At 68.2% G+C, this 17348-nt stretch carries 20 protein-coding genes; 13 read left to right on the forward strand and 7 right to left on the reverse strand.

The window, feature by feature from the left end; genetic code table 11:
- Positions 1-33 precede the first annotated feature (33 nt).
- From ctaD to IAE60_RS04325, 4 genes are read left to right on the forward strand one after another with little or no spacing between them, the layout of a single operon-like run.
- The gene (gene ctaD / locus IAE60_RS04315) at positions 34-1647 is read left to right on the forward strand and encodes a cytochrome c oxidase subunit I (protein ID WP_162108601.1); all 1614 of its coding nucleotides are present in this window, start codon (positions 34-36) and stop codon (positions 1645-1647) included.
- 19 nt (positions 1648-1666) lie between these two features.
- Positions 1667-1801, forward strand: a complete 135-nt coding sequence (locus tag IAE60_RS18900; protein WP_260618863.1) for a hypothetical protein — start codon at positions 1667-1669, stop codon at positions 1799-1801.
- Complete coding sequence (locus IAE60_RS04320; protein WP_187574001.1) at positions 1798-2376, forward strand: cytochrome c oxidase assembly protein; 579 nt, start codon at positions 1798-1800, stop codon at positions 2374-2376. Before IAE60_RS18900 ends, IAE60_RS04320 begins: the two co-directional genes overlap by 4 nt.
- Positions 2377-2403: 27 nt before the next feature.
- Positions 2404-3282, forward strand: coding sequence for a cytochrome c oxidase subunit 3 (locus tag IAE60_RS04325; protein ID WP_162108603.1), 879 nt, complete (start codon positions 2404-2406; stop codon positions 3280-3282).
- 120 nt (positions 3283-3402) lie between these two features.
- Here IAE60_RS04325 and IAE60_RS04330 read toward each other — a convergent pair whose 3' ends face one another.
- Complete coding sequence (locus IAE60_RS04330) at positions 3403-3624, reverse strand: twin transmembrane helix small protein (RefSeq protein ID WP_162108604.1); 222 nt, start codon at positions 3622-3624, stop codon at positions 3403-3405.
- Between the two features lie 89 nt (positions 3625-3713).
- On the opposite strand from IAE60_RS04330, the gene IAE60_RS04335 reads away from it, so the two are divergent.
- The 4 genes from IAE60_RS04335 to cyoE all read left to right on the forward strand — a co-directional run bounded on the left by IAE60_RS04335 (position 3714) and on the right by cyoE (position 7384).
- A complete protein-coding gene (locus IAE60_RS04335) occupies positions 3714-4448 on the forward strand; it encodes an SURF1 family protein (RefSeq protein ID WP_187574002.1) in 735 nt (244 codons plus the stop codon).
- Between the two features lie 254 nt (positions 4449-4702).
- On the forward strand, positions 4703-5275 hold the full coding sequence (locus IAE60_RS04340) for a hypothetical protein (RefSeq protein WP_187574003.1): 573 nt from the start codon (positions 4703-4705) through the stop codon (positions 5273-5275).
- A gap of 25 nt (positions 5276-5300) precedes the next feature.
- Positions 5301-6446: a COX15/CtaA family protein gene (locus IAE60_RS04345; protein WP_187574661.1), complete on the forward strand. Its 1146-nt coding sequence runs from the start codon at positions 5301-5303 to the stop codon at positions 6444-6446.
- Complete coding sequence (gene cyoE, locus IAE60_RS04350; RefSeq protein WP_244966652.1) at positions 6446-7384, forward strand: heme o synthase; 939 nt, start codon at positions 6446-6448, stop codon at positions 7382-7384. Before IAE60_RS04345 ends, cyoE begins: the two co-directional genes overlap by 1 nt.
- A 152-nt stretch (positions 7385-7536) precedes the next feature.
- On the opposite strand, the gene IAE60_RS04355 is transcribed toward cyoE, so the two are convergent.
- Both IAE60_RS04355 and dnaG read right to left on the reverse strand, forming a co-directional pair.
- Positions 7537-8028, reverse strand: a complete 492-nt coding sequence (locus tag IAE60_RS04355; RefSeq protein ID WP_187574004.1) for a protein tyrosine phosphatase family protein — start codon at positions 8026-8028, stop codon at positions 7537-7539.
- Between the two features lie 10 nt (positions 8029-8038).
- Positions 8039-9769, reverse strand: coding sequence for a DNA primase (gene dnaG, locus IAE60_RS04360; RefSeq protein ID WP_187574005.1), 1731 nt, complete (start codon positions 9767-9769; stop codon positions 8039-8041).
- 71 nt (positions 9770-9840) lie between these two features.
- On the opposite strand from dnaG, the gene dld reads away from it, so the two are divergent.
- The gene (gene dld / locus IAE60_RS04365; RefSeq protein WP_187574662.1) at positions 9841-11529 is read left to right on the forward strand and encodes a D-lactate dehydrogenase; all 1689 of its coding nucleotides are present in this window, start codon (positions 9841-9843) and stop codon (positions 11527-11529) included.
- Between the two features lie 45 nt (positions 11530-11574).
- Here dld and IAE60_RS04370 read toward each other — a convergent pair whose 3' ends face one another.
- From IAE60_RS04370 to rpsU, 4 genes are all read right to left on the reverse strand, one after another.
- Complete coding sequence (locus tag IAE60_RS04370) at positions 11575-12456, reverse strand: YihY/virulence factor BrkB family protein (protein WP_187574006.1); 882 nt, start codon at positions 12454-12456, stop codon at positions 11575-11577.
- 58 nt (positions 12457-12514) lie between these two features.
- Positions 12515-13009 (reverse strand): GNAT family N-acetyltransferase, encoded by a 495-nt coding sequence (locus IAE60_RS04375; RefSeq protein ID WP_162108610.1) that lies wholly within the window; start codon positions 13007-13009, stop codon positions 12515-12517.
- Positions 13010-13051: 42 nt separating this feature from the next.
- The gene (locus IAE60_RS04380) at positions 13052-13498 is read right to left on the reverse strand and encodes a GatB/YqeY domain-containing protein (protein ID WP_187574007.1); all 447 of its coding nucleotides are present in this window, start codon (positions 13496-13498) and stop codon (positions 13052-13054) included.
- A gap of 99 nt (positions 13499-13597) precedes the next feature.
- A complete protein-coding gene (rpsU, locus tag IAE60_RS04385; RefSeq protein WP_002808376.1) occupies positions 13598-13813 on the reverse strand; it encodes a 30S ribosomal protein S21 in 216 nt (71 codons plus the stop codon).
- A 122-nt stretch (positions 13814-13935) separates the two neighbouring features.
- Between rpsU and tsaD the strand changes: the two genes are divergently transcribed.
- From tsaD to folK, 4 genes are all read left to right on the forward strand, one after another.
- Positions 13936-14973: a tRNA (adenosine(37)-N6)-threonylcarbamoyltransferase complex transferase subunit TsaD gene (tsaD, locus tag IAE60_RS04390; protein WP_187574008.1), complete on the forward strand. Its 1038-nt coding sequence runs from the start codon at positions 13936-13938 to the stop codon at positions 14971-14973.
- 131 nt (positions 14974-15104) lie between these two features.
- The gene (locus IAE60_RS04395; RefSeq protein WP_187574009.1) at positions 15105-16367 is read left to right on the forward strand and encodes a mechanosensitive ion channel family protein; all 1263 of its coding nucleotides are present in this window, start codon (positions 15105-15107) and stop codon (positions 16365-16367) included.
- Positions 16368-16419: 52 nt separating this feature from the next.
- On the forward strand, positions 16420-16779 hold the full coding sequence (gene folB, locus IAE60_RS04400) for a dihydroneopterin aldolase (RefSeq protein ID WP_187574010.1): 360 nt from the start codon (positions 16420-16422) through the stop codon (positions 16777-16779).
- A 4-nt stretch (positions 16780-16783) separates the two neighbouring features.
- Positions 16784-17269, forward strand: a complete 486-nt coding sequence (folK, locus tag IAE60_RS04405) for a 2-amino-4-hydroxy-6-hydroxymethyldihydropteridine diphosphokinase (RefSeq protein ID WP_187574011.1) — start codon at positions 16784-16786, stop codon at positions 17267-17269.
- Positions 17270-17348: the final 79 nt, after the last annotated feature.

Here is a 17348-nt window from a genome sequence, read left to right on the forward strand (position 1 = left end):
GACCGCACGCATCAGCTGCAAGAGAGCAAGCACATGGCCAACTCCGCCGTCGACCATCACGACGATCACCACGGTCACCAGCAGGGCTTCATCGAGCGGTGGTTCTTCTCCACGAACCACAAGGACATCGGTACCCTCTACCTGATCTTCAGCTTCATCATGTTCATCATCGGCGCCGGCATGTCGGTGGTGATCCGTGCCGAACTGATGGTCCCGGGCCTGCAGTGGGTCACGCCCGAATTCTTCAACCAGATGACCACCGTGCACGCGCTGGTCATGATCTTCGGCGGCGTGATGCCGGCCTTCGTGGGCCTGGCCAACTGGATGATCCCGCTGCAGGTCGGCGCGCCGGACATGGCGCTGCCGCGCATGAACAACTGGTCCTTCTGGATCATGCCGTTCGCCTTCAGCCTGCTGCTGATGTCGCTGTTCCTGCCGGGCGGCGCGCCCGCGGGCGGCTGGACGCTGTACCCGCCGCTGTCGCTGCAGGGCGGCTACAACGTGGCCTTCACCATCTTCGCCATCCACATGATGGGCATCAGCTCGATCATGGGCGCGATCAACATCATCGCCACGGTGCTGAACATGCGCGCGCCGGGCATCGACCTGCTGAAGATGCCGATCTTCTGCTGGACCTGGCTGATCACCGCGTTCCTGCTGATCGCGGTGATGCCGGTGCTGGCGGGCGCGGTGACCATGCTGCTGACCGACAAGTTCTTCGGCACCAGCTTCTTCAACGCGGCCGGCGGCGGCGACCCGGTGATGTACCAGCACATCTTCTGGTTCTTCGGTCACCCCGAGGTCTACATCATGATCCTGCCGGCGTTCGGCGTGGTGTCGGAAATCATCCCGACCTTCAGCCGCAAGCCGCTGTTCGGCTACCAGGCCATGGTGTACGCGACCGCCTCGATCGCGTTCCTGTCGTTCATCGTGTGGGCGCACCACATGTTCACGGTGGGCATGCCGCTGGGCGGCGAGATCTACTTCATGTTCGCCACCATGCTGATCGCCATCCCGACCGGCGTGAAGGTGTTCAACTGGGTCAGCACGATGTGGCGCGGCTCGCTGAGCTTCGAAACCCCGATGCTGTGGGCGGTGGGCTTCGTCATCCTGTTCACCATCGGCGGCTTCTCCGGCCTGATGCTGGCCATCGTGCCGGCGGACTTCCAGTACCACGACACCTACTTCGTGGTGGCGCACTTCCACTACGTGCTGGTGACCGGCGCGCTGTTCTCCATCATCGCCGCCACCTACTACTGGTGGCCGAAGTGGACCGGCCGCATGTACAACGAGTTCTGGGGCAAGTTCCATTTCTGGTGGACGATCGTGTTCGTCAACCTGCTGTTCTTCCCGCAGCACTTCCTGGGCCTGGCCGGCATGCCGCGCCGCATCCCGGACTACAACCCGGTGTTCGCGGACTGGAACCTGGTCAGCTCGATCGGCGCGTTCGGCATGTTCGTCACGCCGTTCATGATGGCCGCGATCCTGTGGTCCTCGCTGCGCAGCGGCAAGAAGGCCGACGCCCGCGCGTGGGAAAACGCCAAGGGCCTGGAGTGGACCGTGCCGTCGCCGGCGCCGCACCACACCTTCACCACGCCGCCGGTCATCAAGGACGGCGACCTGGCGCACGGCGACGTGACGCACTGATACGGTCGACCCTCGCGCCATGAACGCCCCCGTCCTGACCCCCGAGGAAGTCGCGCGCCGCCGCAAGGCGGTGCTGCGGACCGCGTGGGTGATCGGCGGCATTGCCTTCGCCATCTTCGTGGCCTTCATCGGCCGCGCGGTGCTGGGCGCATGAGCGCGTCCCCGTCCAACTCGGCCGGGCTGTTCAAGCTGGTGGGCGTGGCCGTGGCCGTGTTCGTGCTGACGTTCTCGCTGGTGCCGCTGTACCGCATCGCCTGCGAGAAGGTGTTCGGCATCCGCCTGGAGCAGGGTCCCGGCCAGGCCGCGGCCGTCGCGGCCGCCAAGGCGAAGCGCACCGTCACCGTGCAGTTCGACGGCGGCGTGAACTCCAAGCTGCCGTGGGCCTTCCATCCCGAGCAGCTGACCATGCAGGTGGTGCCCGGCGAGCTGTACGAGGCCAAGTATTTCGCCCGCAACGACAGCGAACGCCCGATCGTGGGCAGCGCGGTGCCGTCGGTGGCGCCGGCGCGCGCGTCGGGCTATTTCACCAAGACCGAGTGCTTCTGCTTCACCGCCCAGACCCTGCAGGCCGGCGAAAGCCGCGACATGCCGGTCCGCTTCATCGTGGATCCGGACCTGCCGGCGGAGGTGAAGACGATCACCCTGTCGTATACCTTCTTCAAGAACGATGCACTGACCGCGCAGATCGGCAGGGGCCATACATCGCCCTCGCCGCTCGCGGCACCCTGATCACGCTCAGCAACCGGAAGCCACGCCATGGGACAAACCCATTCGCCAGACGCCAACATCTACTTCGTGCCGCATAGCTCCAAGTGGCCGTTCGTGGGTTCCATCGCCATGTTCGTCACCATGGTCGGCGTGGCCAGCTGGCTGAACGACATCTCGTGGGGCATGTGGACCTTCTACGCCGGTGTGCTGATGCTGTGCGCCACGTTGTTCATGTGGTTCGGCGACGTCATCCGCGAGTCGGTGGGCGGCAATTACAACCGCCAGGTGGACGTGTCCTTCCGCATGGGCATGGTGTGGTTCATCTTCTCGGAAGTGATGTTCTTCGCCGCCTTCTTCGGCGCCCTGTTCTACGCGCGCACGCTGGCGCTGCCGTGGCTGGGCGGCGAGGGCGACGGCGTGATGACCAATAGCCTGCTGTGGGAAGGTTTCAGCGCCGCGTGGCCGAGCGCCGGCCCGGGCCAGGTGGGCGGTCAGTTCCAGACCATCCCCGCATGGGGCCTGCCGCTGCTCAACACGCTGATCCTGCTGACCTCGGGCGTGACCATCACCATCGCGCACCACGCGCTGAAGGCCGGCAACCGTAGTCAGCTGCTGATCTGGCTGGGCGCCACCGTGCTGCTGGGCTGCACGTTCCTGTTCTTCCAGGCCGAGGAATACATCCACGCCTACAAGGAACTGAACCTGACCCTGGGCTCGGGCATCTACGGTTCCACCTTCTTCATGCTGACCGGCTTCCACGGCCTGCACGTGACCCTCGGCACGATCATGCTGGCGATCATCTGGTTCCGTTGCGCGAAGGGCCACTTCAGCAAGGACAACCACTTCGGCTTCGAGGCCGTGGCGTGGTACTGGCACTTCGTGGACGTGGTGTGGCTGGGCCTGTTCCTGTTCGTTTACGTGCTGTAAGAGGCGGGACCAGGGATACGGGAGTCGCAGCGCGCATCCCGAGGGCACAAAGAGCGACGGTCGCCCGTCGCTCTTTGCTTTTGCGAATCCCGAATCTCTGCGGCCGGATCCCGGCCGGCGTCAGCCGGGATTGACGCCGTGCGGCTGGATCCAGCCCATCTTGATGGCCAGCACCACCAGCAGGATCAGGCCGACGGACAGGGCGATGCGCCGGGTCAGGGCGTTGACGGTGCGCTTGCTCTCGCTCTTGTCGACCAGCATGTAGTACAGGCCGGCACCCAGGTTCCACACGATGAGGATGAGGAAGGCGATGATCAGCAGGGTTTTCAGCGAATCGTTCATGGCGTCCTCGGCGGGGCGCGGGCGATGAGGCAAGCATTATCGCTTCCCCGGCGTGAGCCCGGGGTGGGTGCGACATTCGGACGCAGTCCATGAGCCGGCGCATGCCGCTGCCGATCGGCTGGACCCTGGCCGTGCTGGCCATGTCGCTGTTCGGCAGCCTGGGTGCCTGGCAATGGGGTCGGGCCGAACAGAAGGAGGCCATGCTGGCCGACACCGCGCGCGTGCTGGCCGAGCGCCAGCCGCAGGCGCTGGCGCTGGCCGCGGATGCGTCGCGGCTGCAGGCTTACGACTGGGTGGTGGGCGAGGGCGAGTTCCTGCCCGGCCCGGCCATCCTGCTGGACAACCAGACGCGCGACCGCCAGCCGGGCGTACGCGCCTACCGCGTGTTCCTGCCCGCGGGCGGCGGCGAGCCGCTGCTGGTGGAACTGGGTTGGCTGCCCGTGCCGGGCGACCGCACGATGCCGGCCGTGGCCCCGCTGCGGGGCCCGCAGCGCATCGCCGGCCTGCTGGTGCCGCCACCGTCGGAAGGCATCGCCCAGGCTTCGCCCACGGTGTTGGCAGACGGCAGCTTGCTGGTCATCGCGCTGCAGCGGGAGGCGCTGGCGCAGGCGCTGTCCCTGCCGGCGCTGGCACCGCGCGTGCTGAAGCTGGACCCGGACCTGCCGCTGGGCTACGCCCGCGATCTCGACATCCTGCCGAACACGCTGCCGCCGGAACGCCACGTGGGCTACGCGGTGCAGTGGTTCGGCCTGGCCGCTGCGGTGTTCATCACGGCGCTGGTCCTGACCTGGCGCAGCCGGCGGGCCGGTAGACGGGGCCGGTAGACATCCTTCGACCCGCCATGCCCGCATGCTCTGGGGATGCGATCGGTTTGCAGTGAGCCTGCCGGCCCCCGGTATCCACGGCAGGCGGGGCTGTCGTGACGGGTCGACCATCGCGAAGCGCGTGGTTCGACAGGCTCACCACGAGCGGCCATCGAGCGGCGTTGTACGGCATCCAGCGGGCTTGGCCTGCGGGATCGTGCTGTCGGGCGTCGGCATAGGGGCAATGAGCGCGCGGGCATGAGAAAATGCCGCCCATGGACCCCAAACCATTCGATCCCGCCCAGCGGCGTCGCGGGCGGTGGATGCTCGTCGGCCTGTTCGCCCTGTTCTTCGGCACCGTGTTCGGGGCCGGCATCCTGCGTTTCTCCGGCTGGCAGCCTGCGGGGCACAAGAACCATGGCCAGCTGCTGCAGCCGCCCGCGGATGCACGCGATCTGGCCCCTGCACTCGTCGATGGCGGTACGTACGCGTGGCAGCCCGCCGAGCGCCGCTGGCGCATCGTGGCCGCACCCGCACCCGGCTGCGCGGATGCGTGCCTGGCCCTGGCGCGGGACCTGGACAAGGTCTGGCAGCTGTTCGGCCACAACGCCGACGAAGTCGACATCCTGTGGATCGGCGACTACCCGGCGCAGGCGCCGCGCCACACGGCGCTGCGCCAGGTCCGTGCCGACGATCCTCTGCGCGCGCGCCTGCCGCAGGTGGACGATGCCGCCGGCACGCCGGTGTACGTGATCGATCCCCACGGCTTCGTCATCCTGCGCTACGCCCCGGGTTTCGACCCAGGCCACCTGCGTACCGACGTCGCCAAGCTGATCAAGCTCATCTGAGCTCCCGAACGAACCGCAGACCATGATGAATGCTGTTGCGCGCCCCGTGATCTACCGACATTTCCACCGCATCGCCTGGCTGGCGGTCGCGCTGACGTTGTGCGTCGTCGTGTTCGGCGCCTTCGTGCGCCTGTCCGATGCCGGTCTGAGCTGCCCGGACTGGCCCACCTGTTACGGCCGCGCCGCATGGCCGAAGGCCGTCGACGAAGCGGCTTCGCACGTGGCAAGCGAGATCCGTCCGTTCGAGACCCACAAGGCGTGGCGCGAACAGGTGCATCGCCACATCGCCGCGTCGCTGGGCGTGCTGGTGCTGGTGCTGGCCCTGCTGGCCGCGCGTCGTCGGCGCTGGGGCATCGCGCAGATCCTGGCGGCCGCCGGGCTGGTCGGTGCCGCCATTCCGCTGTACATGCACGGCGAACACGTCGCCGCGTCGGCGCTGGCGATCCTCGGGGAAGCCATCCTGCTGTTCGCAGCCCTGCGCTGGTCGAACATCGACCTGGCGCGCGCCGCCGCCCTGACGCTGGCGGTGATCATCTTCCAGGCGCTGCTCGGCATGTGGACGGTGACGTGGCTGTTGAAGCCCATCGTGGTGATGGGTCACCTGCTCGGCGGCCTGACCACCTTCTCGTTGCTGGTGTGGATGGCATGGCGCGCGACTGATCGGCCCATCACGCTGGCCGACGCCGGGGTGCTGCGGCGCTGGCTGGCCGGCGGCCTGGTGCTGCTCGGCATCCAGATCGCGCTGGGCGGCTGGGTCAGCGCCAACTACGCGGCGTTGGCCTGCGGCCTGGATTTCCCCAAGTGCGTGGGCCAGTGGCTGCCGCCGGCGGACTTCCGGGAAGGCTTCGTGCTGTGGCGGGGCATCGGCGTGGACTATGAGGGCGGCGTGCTGGACGGCGCATCGCGCATCGCCATCCAGCTGACCCATCGCGCCATGGCAGTGGTCGTGGCGCTGTACGTGCTGGCCCTGGCGCTGCGCCTGTTCCGCACCCCCGGCATGCGCGGCTGGGCGCTGACGCTGATCGTGCTGATCGCCGCGCAGGTCACCCTGGGCATCCTCAACGTCAGGCTCAACCTGCCGCTGCCGGTCGCCGTGGCGCACAACGCCGGTGCCGTGCTGCTGCTGTTCACGATGGTCTCGCTGCTCGCACGCCTGCGCAGGCCCGACTGATGGCGTCCACGTTCCGCCAGTACTGGGACCTCACCAAGCCGCGCGTGGTGGCGCTGATCGTGTTCACCGCGCTGGTGGGCATGTGCCTGGCCATCGAGGGTCTGCCCGATGGCGGGCAACTGCTGCGCGGCGCGCTGGGCTTCCTCGGCATCTGGCTGGCCGCCTCCAGCGCCGCCGCCATCAACCAGCTGCTGGATGCGCGCATCGACGCGAAGATGGCGCGCACCTCGTGGCGTCCGTTGGTGCAGGGCCAGGTGCAGCCGTGGCAGGCGCTGGCGTTCGCCCTGGTGCTGGCCGCACTGTCGATGGCGATCCTGGTGCTGTGGGTCAACACGATCACCGCCATCCTGACCTTCGCGTCGCTGATCGGTTACGCGGTGGTTTACACGGTGTTCCTGAAGCGCGCCACGCCGCAGAACATCGTCATCGGCGGTATCGCCGGCGCGGCACCGCCGCTGCTGGGCTGGGCCACGATGACCGGCATGCAGGGCGAGTGGGACTGGCCGCACGCGCTGCTGCTGGTGCTGATCATCTTCGTGTGGACGCCGCCGCATTTCTGGGCCCTGGCGATCTTCCGTCGTGAAGACTATGCGCGCGCGCTGGTGCCGATGCTGCCGGTGACGCACGGTGTGACCTACACGCGCTGGCAGATCCTGTTCTACACCGTGCTGCTGGTGGAGGTGACCGTGCTGCCGGTGGTATTCGGCATGAGCGGCTTCTTCTACCTGGGCGGCGCGCTGGTGCTGGGCTCGGTGTTCCTGTGGTATGCGTGGCGCCTGCTGAACCCGCCGGACGAGTTCTTCGCCATGCGCGTGTTCAACTACTCCATCGTCTACCTGATGGCGCTGTTCGCCTTCCTGCTGGTCGACCACTGGGCGATGCCGCTGCTGCGTCCTGCCGCCTCGGTGGGCGGCATCGCGTTCGTGCCGGCGGGGTGATGCTGCGGTAGGAGCGACGTGAGTCGCGACCACTCCTGATCGGCGCTTCTTCTGCTTGGCTCGTGCGATGCCGTTGCCGCGCTTCCGCACGAACGAACTTGAAACGTGGCTTCGTTCGTGCGGTCGCGACTCACGTCGCTCCTACAGACCCCTCAGCGTTCGGGCTTCGCCAACCGTTCCATCACCACCGGCTCCAGCGACTTCAGTCCGGCCGCACGGCCCAGCGTGAGCGCCGCTTCCGGCGATGCGCCATCGACCTGGACGGCCGCCAGCGCCAGCAGCGCACCGACGCGGTTGCCCGAGGCGCAATGCAGCAGCACTTCGCCGTCGCGTTCTTTCAGCAGGGCATGCAGGGCCGCGGCGTTCGCTGGCGTGATGTCGTCCTTGCCGGCGATCGGCAGGGCGATGTAGTCCATGCCGAGGCGACGCACCTCGGCGGCCTGGTCGTAGCCGCGATCCTCCTGGGGAGCGCGCAGGTCGATCACCGTGCGCACGCCCTCGGCCTGCAGGCGCGCAAGATCGTCGCGCGAGGGCTGGCCACCGGTATGCAGCCCGGGTCGGGGCTGGACGAAATCGTGGGCGGTGGCGGCGAAGGACGCTGCGCACAGCAGCGCGGAAAACAGCAGGGATGCGGTGCGTTTCATCACGGAGTCCTCAATGGCGACCGATGCGGGCCTGCAGCAGCGTGCGCAGTTCGTACTTGTCGGCTTCGTCCAGCCCGATATTGCGTTGCTTGGCCTGCAGTTCGTCAAGGCGCTGCTGCAGCATCTGCTTCTCCAGCTGAACCGCCGCATCCAGGACCTCCTGCCGCCAGCCGTCCTCGTCGCCGGGCAGCTCCTGCATCGCCAGCTTCTGCAGCGCCGCGGCCTCGTCGCGTTCGGCGAAATGTTCCAGCAGCGCACCGGTGGTGATGTCGGGGCGCGCATGGACCAGCGCCAGCAGCTCCAGCAGCAGTTCCATGCCCGGCAATCGAAGGCCCGAGAAACCATGCGTCGATTCGATCGCCAGGGCCAGCGCGGGCTTGTGCAGCAGGCGCACGATGATGTGGCGGACCAAGCTGGGCTTCTGGCCCGGCTTGGCAGCGGGTGCGCGGCGTGCCGGTGCCGGCGCGGGTGACGGCGTCGCGGTGCCCGCGCCCACGCCCGTCACCACCGTCAGCTGCTGGCGCATCAGGTCGCCGAAGGCGCCATCGGGAATCTGTGCCAACAAGGGGCGTGCGCGCTCAGCAAGACGCGCCTTGCCGTCCAGCGTGGACAGCTTGATGTCCTTGCCCAGTTCCTGGAAGAAGAACTCTGACAGCGGCATCGCCTGCTGCAGGCGCGCGTCGAATCCCGCCGCGCCTTCCTGTCGCACGATGGTGTCGGGATCCTCGCCATCGGGCAGGAACAGGAAGAAGGCCTGCCGCCCATCTTTCATGCGCGGCAGTACCGATTCCAGTGCGCGCCACGCCGCGCGCTGGCCGGCGGCGTCGCCGTCGAAGCAGAAATACACGTCGGGCGCGTTGCGGAACAGCAGTTCGGCGTGTTCCGGCGTGGTCGCCGTGCCCAGCGTAGCGACGGCCTCCTTCACGCCGAACTGGAACAGCGAGACCACGTCCATGTAGCCCTCCACCACCACCAGCCGCGCGATCTTCTGGTTGGCCTGCTTCACCTGCCACAGGCCGTACAGCTCGCGCCCCTTGTGGAACAGCGCGGTCTCCGGCGAGTTGAGGTACTTCGGGCCATCGTCCTTCTGCAGCACGCGGCCGCCGAAGGCGATCACGCGTCCGCGCCGGTCGTGGATGGGGAACATCACCCTGTCGCGGAACTTGTCGTAGACGTGGCCGCGGTCGTTCTTCGAGAACAGGCCGGCGCGGTCGAGCAGCTTCATCCGCCGCTCGTCGGTGCCCAACGCGTCCTTCAGTGCGGAATAGCCATCGGGTGCGTAGCCGATCATGAACTGCGTGCGGATCGCCGCATCCACGCCGCGGCCATCGAGGTAGGCCTTGGCCTTCTCGCTGCCCTCCAGGTTGCGCTGGAAGAAGCGCGCGGCCGCTTCCAGGGCGTTGAACAGGTCGCGGGTATCGTTGTTCTCGTTGCGCTGCTGCGTCTCGCGCGGCACTTCCATGCCGTTGCGGCGGGCCAGTTCTTCCACCGCATCGAGGAATTCGAGGCGGTCGTAGTTCATCAGGAACGACAGCGCGGTGCCGTGCGCGCCGCAACCGAAGCAGTGGTAGAACTGCTTGGTCGGCGACACCGTGAACGAGGGCGAGCGCTCGTCGTGGAATGGGCAGCAGGCCGAGTATTCCTTGCCCTGCCGCTTCAGCGGCACGCGCGCGCCCACCACCTCGACGATATCCGTCCGGGCGAGCAGTTCGTCGATGAAGGCGTCGGGGATGCGGGCCATGGGCCACATAGGATGCCATGCCCGGCCGGGCCGCCGGGGTCGCGCGCTACCATGCCGCCATGCCTGCGACGATGCCCTCCGACGACGCCCTGCTGGCCCGACTGCGCGAGGCCGTGGGCGCGGCGCACGTCCTGACCGGTACACGGGCGACGCGCCGCTACCGCAAGGGCTACCGTTTCGGCGACGGACCGGTGCTGGCCGTGGTGCGCCCCGGCACGCTGCTGGCCTTGTGGCGCGTGCTGGAGGCCACGGTGCAGGCCGGGCGCATCGTGCTGATGCAGGCGGCGAACACCGGGCTCACCGGTGGTTCCACGCCGGATGGCGACGACTACGACCGCGGCATCGTACTGGTCAGCACCCAGCGGCTGGCCGGCGTGCAGGTGATCGAAGACGGCCGCCAGGTGGTCTGCCTGCCAGGCGCGACGCTGGACGTGCTGGAGAAGACGCTCGCCCCGCTGGGACGCGAGGCGCATTCGGTGATCGGCTCCTCCTGCATCGGGGCGTCCGTCCTCGGCGGCGTGTGCAACAACTCGGGGGGCGCGCTGGTACGGCGTGGCCCGGCCTACACCGAGCTGGCGCTGTACGCACAGGTGGGTGCCGACGGCGTGCTGCGGCTGGTCAATCATCTCGGCATCGCCCTGGGCGACACGCCGGAGGAGATCCTGACGCGGCTGCAGGCGGGCGACTACACGGCGACGGACATCGCCCGCGATGCCGCCCGCGCGGCTTCCGACCGCGGCTACGCGGCCCACGTACGCCAGGTCGATGCGCCGACGCCGGCGCGCTACAACGCCGATCCGTCGCGCCTGCATGAGGCGTCGGGCTGCGCGGGGCGGCTGGCCGTGTTCGCGGTACGGCTGGATACGTTCGAGAAGGACGAAGCCGCCGTGTTCTACATCGGCAGCAACGATCCGGACGACCTGACGGCCGTACGACGCCACCTGCTGACCGCCTTCGAGCGGCTGCCGATCTCCGGCGAGTACCTGCATCGCGACGCCTTCGATATCGGCGACCGTTACGGCAAGGACACCTTCCTGTTGATCGACCGCTTCGGCACCGACCGCGTGCCGGCGGCATTCGCCCTGAAGAGCCGCATCGACGGCTGGTGCGAGCGGTGGGGCCTGCGTGGCCTGACCGACCGCGTGCTCCAGGCGGTGTCCGGGTGGTTGCCCGACCACCTGCCGCCACGTCTGCGTGATTTCCGCGCGCGCTACGAACATCATCTGCTGCTCAAGGTGTCGGCACAGGACGCAGGCGCCACGCGCGATTTCCTCGACCGCTTCTTCGCCGGCCGCGAAGGCGCATTCTTCGCCTGCGATGCCGATGAGGGCCGCAAGGCGTTCCTGCACCGTTTCGCCGTCGCCGGCGCCGCCGTGCGGTATCGCGAAGTGCATCGCGACGCCGTCGAGGACATCGTCGCGCTGGATGTCGCCCTGCGCCGCGACGACCGCGACTGGGTGGAGACGCTGCCCCCCGCGCTGGCGGACACCATGGTCGCGCGTCTCTACTACGGGCACTTCTTCTGCCACGTCTTCCACCAGGACTACATCGTGCGGCGGGGAACGGATCCGCTTGCGGTGGAGCACGCGCTCTGGAAGCTGCTGGATGCGCGTGGTGCCGAGTATCCGGCCGAACACAATGTGGGCCACCTCTACCACGCCAAGCCGCAGCTGGCCGCGTTCTACCGCGGGCTGGATCCCACCAACACGTTCAATCCCGGCATCGGCAAGACCAGCAAGCGGACTGATTGGAAGGAGTGAGTGGAGAGGAGTGAGGAGTGAGTAAAAGCGGCTTTCTCGCACTCCTCACTCATCCCGACTCACTTCTCGAACTCTGCGCTCGTCGATCACCGCCGTGATCAGCGCCCCGGCGAAGAACACCACGCTGGCGTAATAGATCCACACCAGCATCAGCACCAGCGCGCCCATCGATCCGTACGCGCTGCCGGGTGCCGCTTCGGCCAGGTAGAGCCCGATCAGGTAGCGCCCGCCTGCGAACAGCAGCGCCGTGATGACGCCGCCCAGGAACGCCTGCCTCCACGCCACGCGCCGGTCCGGCAGGTAGTGGTAGAAGAAGGCGAAGGCGAGCGCGTACAGCAGCAGGGTACTGGTGTAGCCCAGCACGGGCAGCAGCGACGGCAGCCTGGCGAAGGCCACCTGCAGCGCCGTGGTGGCGATCATCGACACGATCAACAGGAAGCCGATGGCCAGCACCACGCCCAGCGAGAACACCCGCTTCTTCAGCCACGCCATCAGGCCATTCAGACGCTGCGCGTCGGTGCGGAAGATCAGGTTCAGCGCACCCTGCAACTGGGCGAAGACCACGGTCGCGCCCACCAGCAGCAGCGCGGTGCTCCACAGCCCCGCCAGCGAGCCCAGGTCGGGGCGGGCGTCGGCGTTGCGGATGACGGTCCTGGCCACGGCGGCGGCATCGGAGCCGGCAAGCTGGCCAATCTGGTCCAGCAGCGACTGCTGAGCGGGCGGGTACAGCGAGGCCGTCAGCCACAGCAGCAGGATCAGCAGCGGCGCCAGCGAAAGCAGCGCATAGAACGACAGCGATGCGGCCTGCGTCATCAGGTCGGTCTCGATGAAGCGGCGCATCAGTGCTAGGGGCAGGCTGCGCTCGGCGCGCGCACTCAGCCGCTGCAGGTGTTGCCGGATGGCGGGAAGGCGGACAGGCGTGTGCATGGGCCGAGGGTGGCCCGCCGCGTGTCAGCGCTTCGTTAGCGCGGCGTCGTCGGGACGTTCACGTGGACGCGTCGGCCAGCGCGCGCAGTGCCTCGCCGCTGACGCGCTGCACGGTCCATTCGTCCATGCCGGTGGCACCCAGGCGGCGATAGAAATCGATCGCGGGCGTGTTCCAGTCCAGCACCGACCATTCGAAGCGGCCGCATCCGCGTTCCACCGCCAGGCGCGCCAGATGCACCATCAGCCGCTTGCCCAGCCCCAGGCCGCGATATCGGGGATAGACGAAGAGGTCTTCCAGATACAGCCCCGGCTGTCCGAGGAAGGTCGAGAAACTGTGGAAGAACAGGGCGAAACCGGCCGGCGTGCCGTCGGCCTCGGCGATGACGACTTCGGCCGCAGGCCGCTCCCCGAACAGGTGCTGTTCCAGCAGGGCCGGCGTGGCAACGGCCTCGTGGGCGAGTTTTTCGTACTCGGCCAGGCCGCGGATGAAATCGAGGATCTGCGGGATGTCGGCGCGGGTGGCCGGGCGCAGGGTGATGGTGGGGGTCTCCATGGCGTCAGGATGCCATGGAGACGCGCCCCGGCGGGTTCTCGCTCAGCCCGCCAGCTTCTTCTTGATCAGCGCGGACACCAGGCCCATGTCGGCCTGGCCGGCCAGGCGCGGCTTCAGCACGCCCATCAGCTTGCCCATGTCGGCCGGGCCGGACGCGCCGGTCTCGCCGATGGCGGCCTCGATGGCAGCCAGGATCTCGGCCTCGCCCAGCTTGGCTGGCAGGTAGGCGTCGATCACCGCGATCTCGGCGCGCTCGACGGCGGCCAGGTCCTCACGGTGGGCGGCTTCGTACTGGCTGACCGAATCCTTGCGCTGCTTGACCATCTTCTCCAGCACGGCCAGCACGGCGGCATCGTCCAGTTCCACGCGCTCGTCGACTTCCTTCTGCTTGATGGCGGCGTTGATCAGGCGGATGACGCCCAGGCGATCCTTCTCGCCGGCCTTCATCGCGGCCTTCATGTCATCGGTGAGCTGCTGTTTCAGGGACATGGGTGACTCCTGCGGAGGGTGGGGCGGCGCCCGCGGGCGCCAAAAACACAAAAAGCCGGCGACGCTTGCGCGTGCCGGCTTCTCGCGAAGCGACGCGGCTCAGTACAGGCGCTGGCGCTTGGTGACGTCGCGCGAGCTGCGGCGCAGCTGGCGCTTCACCGCGGCGGCGGCCTTGCGCTTGCGCTCCTGGGTCGGCTTCTCGTAGAACTCGCGCTTGCGGGTTTCGGCCAGGACGCCGGCCTTTTCGCAGGTGCGCTTGAAGCGACGCAGCGCAAACTCAAACGGCTCGTTTTCGCGGACTTTGACGCTGGGCATACGTAATCTCGGTGAAGTAAAGGCCCGGGCAGACCGGGTGAGCCGCGTATTATAGCGGCTGACTCCGGCGCTGCAACCCACCCCGGCTTGTCCCTGTCCCCCAGGAGCACCAGATCCCCGTCATGAAAGTCCTCGGCATCGAAACCAGCTGCGACGAAACCGGCGTGGCCGTCTACGACACCGGCCGGTCCGGCGCGGCCGGCCTGCGGGCTCACGCGGTCTACAGCCAGATCGCACTGCACGCCGAATACGGCGGTGTGGTGCCGGAACTGGCCAGCCGCGACCACGTCCGCAAGCTGCTGCCGCTGATCCGGCAGACCCTGGCCGAGGCCGGCCTGGAGACCCGGGACCTGGACGGCGTGGCCTACACGGCCGGCCCGGGCCTGGTCGGCGCCCTGCTGGTCGGGGCCGGCGTGGCCCGGTCGCTGGCCTGGGCGCTGGACGTGCCCGCCGTGGCCGTCCACCACATGGAAGGCCACCTGCTGGCCCCGCTGATGGAAGACGATCCGCCGGAAGCACCGTTCGTGGCGCTGCTGGTCTCCGGTGGACACACTCAGCTGGTGGCCGTGGACGCGATCGGCCGCTACCGCCTGCTGGGCGAGACGCTGGACGACGCCGCCGGCGAAGCGTTCGACAAGACCGCCAAGATGATGGGGCTGCCGTACCCCGGTGGTCCGCAGCTGGCCGCGCTGGCGGAACAGGGGACGCGGGGCCGGTTCAGATTCGCCCGGCCGATGACCGACCGCCCCGGGCTGGACTTCAGCTTCTCCGGCCTGAAGACGCAGGTGCTGCTGGCCTGGCGCGACAGCGACCAGTCGGAACAGACCAAGGCCGACATCGCGCGCGGCTTCGAGGATGCGGTGGTCGACACGCTGGCGATCAAGTGCGAACGCGCGCTGGACGAAGCCGGCAGCGACGTCATCGTCATCGCCGGCGGCGTGGGCGCCAACAAGCGCCTGCGCGCGAAACTGCAGGACATGGCGCTCAGGCGCGGCGGCCGCGCCTGCTTCCCGCGTCCGTCGCTGTGCACCGACAATGGCGCGATGATCGCGTTCGCCGGCGCACTGAGGCTGGAGGCGGGCCAGCACGAGACGGCCGAAGTGAAGGTCACGCCGCGCTGGGACATGGCCACGCTGGCGACCGTGGCCGCAGCGGGCTGAGGGGAACGGGGCGGCGAATTCCGTTCAGGTTCAAGGCGGTGCGGCTAGGCTTTCCCGCTCCGCCAACCGGTGCGCCCGCCTGCGCAATGCAGACGCCAGGGCGCGCATGAACCACCTCAAGGGGTAACGGAATGACCGAACAGCTGGATGCCCTGCGCGCAAGCCTTGCGCCGTATCCATGGGCGTATACCGTCGTCGTCGCCTGCGTACTGGTACTGCTGGCGTGGCTGGCCAACTGGATCACCAAGCGCGTGCTGCTGCGCGGCCTGCGCCGGCTGCTGGCCACGCTGCCGCTGGGCCAGGGCGACCACCAAGTCCGCCTGCGGGTGATCCCGCGCCTGGCCAACGTGGTGCCCGCGGTGGTGCTGGCCGCCGGCGTCGCCTTCGTGCCGGACCTCCCGGCGCTGCTGGTGACGGTCGTCCGCAACGTCTGCTTCGCCTTCATCATCCTCACGGTCGCGCTGGCCGTCGCGGCGGCGCTGGACCTGGCCAACGAGGTCTACCAGCGGCGGCCCGATGCCGCCGACAAGCCGATCAAGGGCTACCTGCAGTTGCTGAAGATCGTCGTGTTCGTGGTCGCGGCGGTGCTGATGGTCGCGGCGCTGATCGACCGCTCGCCGGTGATCCTGCTGTCGGGCCTGGGCGCGATGATGGCGGTGCTGATCCTGGTGTTCCAGGACACGCTGCTGTCGCTGGTGGCCAGCGTGACGCTCAGTTCCAACGACATGGTGCGGGTGGGCGACTGGATCGAGATGCCCAGCCAGAACGCCGACGGCGACGTCATCGACATCGCGCTGCACACAGTGAAGGTGCAGAACTGGGACAAGACCATCACCACCATCCCCACCAAGAAGCTGATCAGCGACTCGTTCAAGAACTGGCGCGGCATGAGCGAGTCTGGCGGACGGCGCATCAAGCGCGCGCTGTACCTGGACCAGAACAGCGTGCGGTTCCTGGACGAAGACGGGCAGGCGCGGCTGCGCCGCTTCCGCCTGCTCGCCGACTATCTGCAGCGCAAGGATGGCGAGCTGGACGCCTGGAATGCGCGCCTGGCCGAGCAGGGACGCGAGCGCGTCAACCAGCGCCGCATCACCAACCTGGGTACCTTCCGCGCCTACGTCGAGGCCTACCTGCACGCGCATCCCGACATCCACGACGGCATGACGCTGCTGGTGCGCCAGTTGCCGCCGGGCCCGACCGGCCTGCCGCTGGAGGTCTACTGCTTCACCCGCACCGTGGCATGGGGGCCGTACGAAGGCATCCAGTCGGACATCTTCGACCACCTGCTGGCGATCCTGCCGGAGTTCGGGCTGCAGGTGTTCCAGCAGCCGGGTGGGGCCGACGTGCGCCGGTTGCACGGTGTGCCAGGTGCGGCCGTGGCGGCCATGGGCTGAGCGCGCCCATCGATTGCGCGTACCATTCCCGCACCCGGATCCAGAGCCCCCCATGGACATCGTTTTCATCGAAGACCTGCGCATCGAGACCGTCATCGGCATCTACGACTGGGAGCGCGGCATCCGCCAGACCGTGGCGCTGGACGTGGAGATGGCGTTCGACAACCGCGTGCCGGCGGCGAGCGACGACATCGCGCACACGCTGGACTACAAGGCCGTGTCCAAGCGGCTGATCTCCTTCGTGGAGGAGGCGAACTTCGGCCTGGTCGAGACACTGGCGGAGCGGTGCGCGGCGATCATCCGCGACGAATTCGGCGTGGCCTGGGTGCGGTTGAAGCTCAGCAAGCCCGGCGCGGTCACCGGCGCCCGCAACGTGGGCGTGCTGATCGAACGCGGCGAACGTCCGGCCTGACGCCATGGGAATGGCCTATCTCAGCCTGGGCAGCAACGTCGAGCCCGAACGCCACCTGCGCGCCGCCGTCGCCGCCCTGCGCGCGCGGTTCGGCGAGGTGCTGCTGTCGCCGGTCTACCGCACGCGGTCGGTCGGTTTCGACGGCACTGACTTCCTCAATGCCGCCGCCATGATCGACAGCGACCTCGATCCCCTCGCGCTCAACGACTGGCTGCATGCGCTGGAAGATGCGCATGGCCGGGATCGCAGCGGGCCGCGCTTCTCCGACCGCACGCTCGACATCGACATCGTGCTTTATGACGACCTGGTGCTGCAGGGGCCGGGCAACCTGCGGCTGCCCCGCGATGAGTTGAAGCACGCGTTCGTGCTGCTGCCGCTGGTGGACATCGCGCCGGAGGCGGTCGAGCCGCGCAGTGGACGCACGCTGGCGGCGCTGTGGCGCGAACACCCCGACCACGCCACGCCTCCCCAGGCGGTGCCATTCCCGTAGCGTGCGCCGCGCGCACGACCTCATGACCATCGCCTGCGCGACCGCATGATCGCGATCCGGCGCAACGGGCAGTGCGCGT

Source organism: Pseudoxanthomonas mexicana, assembly GCF_014397415.1.
Classification (GTDB): Bacteria; Pseudomonadota; Gammaproteobacteria; order Xanthomonadales; family Xanthomonadaceae; genus Pseudoxanthomonas_A; species Pseudoxanthomonas_A mexicana.

Excerpts from the sequence above, each read along its gene's own strand:
- ctaD (WP_162108601.1), top strand. The coding sequence starts at position 34 with ATGGCCAACTCCGCCGTCGACCATCACGACGATCACCACGGTCACCAG.
- IAE60_RS18900 (WP_260618863.1), top strand. The coding sequence starts at position 1,667 with ATGAACGCCCCCGTCCTGACCCCCGAGGAAGTCGCGCGCCGCCGCAAG.
- IAE60_RS04320 (WP_187574001.1), top strand. The coding sequence starts at position 1,798 with ATGAGCGCGTCCCCGTCCAACTCGGCCGGGCTGTTCAAGCTGGTGGGC.
- IAE60_RS04325 (WP_162108603.1), top strand. The coding sequence starts at position 2,404 with ATGGGACAAACCCATTCGCCAGACGCCAACATCTACTTCGTGCCGCAT.
- IAE60_RS04330 (WP_162108604.1), bottom strand. The coding sequence starts at position 3,624 with ATGAACGATTCGCTGAAAACCCTGCTGATCATCGCCTTCCTCATCCTC.
- IAE60_RS04335 (WP_187574002.1), top strand. The coding sequence starts at position 3,714 with ATGAGCCGGCGCATGCCGCTGCCGATCGGCTGGACCCTGGCCGTGCTG.
- IAE60_RS04340 (WP_187574003.1), top strand. The coding sequence starts at position 4,703 with ATGGACCCCAAACCATTCGATCCCGCCCAGCGGCGTCGCGGGCGGTGG.
- IAE60_RS04345 (WP_187574661.1), top strand. The coding sequence starts at position 5,301 with ATGAATGCTGTTGCGCGCCCCGTGATCTACCGACATTTCCACCGCATC.
- cyoE (WP_244966652.1), top strand. The coding sequence starts at position 6,446 with ATGGCGTCCACGTTCCGCCAGTACTGGGACCTCACCAAGCCGCGCGTG.
- IAE60_RS04355 (WP_187574004.1), bottom strand. The coding sequence starts at position 8,028 with ATGAAACGCACCGCATCCCTGCTGTTTTCCGCGCTGCTGTGCGCAGCG.
- dnaG (WP_187574005.1), bottom strand. The coding sequence starts at position 9,769 with ATGGCCCGCATCCCCGACGCCTTCATCGACGAACTGCTCGCCCGGACG.
- dld (WP_187574662.1), top strand. The coding sequence starts at position 9,841 with ATGCCCTCCGACGACGCCCTGCTGGCCCGACTGCGCGAGGCCGTGGGC.
- IAE60_RS04370 (WP_187574006.1), bottom strand. The coding sequence starts at position 12,456 with ATGCACACGCCTGTCCGCCTTCCCGCCATCCGGCAACACCTGCAGCGG.
- IAE60_RS04375 (WP_162108610.1), bottom strand. The coding sequence starts at position 13,009 with ATGGAGACCCCCACCATCACCCTGCGCCCGGCCACCCGCGCCGACATC.
- IAE60_RS04380 (WP_187574007.1), bottom strand. The coding sequence starts at position 13,498 with ATGTCCCTGAAACAGCAGCTCACCGATGACATGAAGGCCGCGATGAAG.
- rpsU (WP_002808376.1), bottom strand. The coding sequence starts at position 13,813 with ATGCCCAGCGTCAAAGTCCGCGAAAACGAGCCGTTTGAGTTTGCGCTG.
- tsaD (WP_187574008.1), top strand. The coding sequence starts at position 13,936 with ATGAAAGTCCTCGGCATCGAAACCAGCTGCGACGAAACCGGCGTGGCC.
- IAE60_RS04395 (WP_187574009.1), top strand. The coding sequence starts at position 15,105 with ATGACCGAACAGCTGGATGCCCTGCGCGCAAGCCTTGCGCCGTATCCA.
- folB (WP_187574010.1), top strand. The coding sequence starts at position 16,420 with ATGGACATCGTTTTCATCGAAGACCTGCGCATCGAGACCGTCATCGGC.
- folK (WP_187574011.1), top strand. The coding sequence starts at position 16,784 with ATGGGAATGGCCTATCTCAGCCTGGGCAGCAACGTCGAGCCCGAACGC.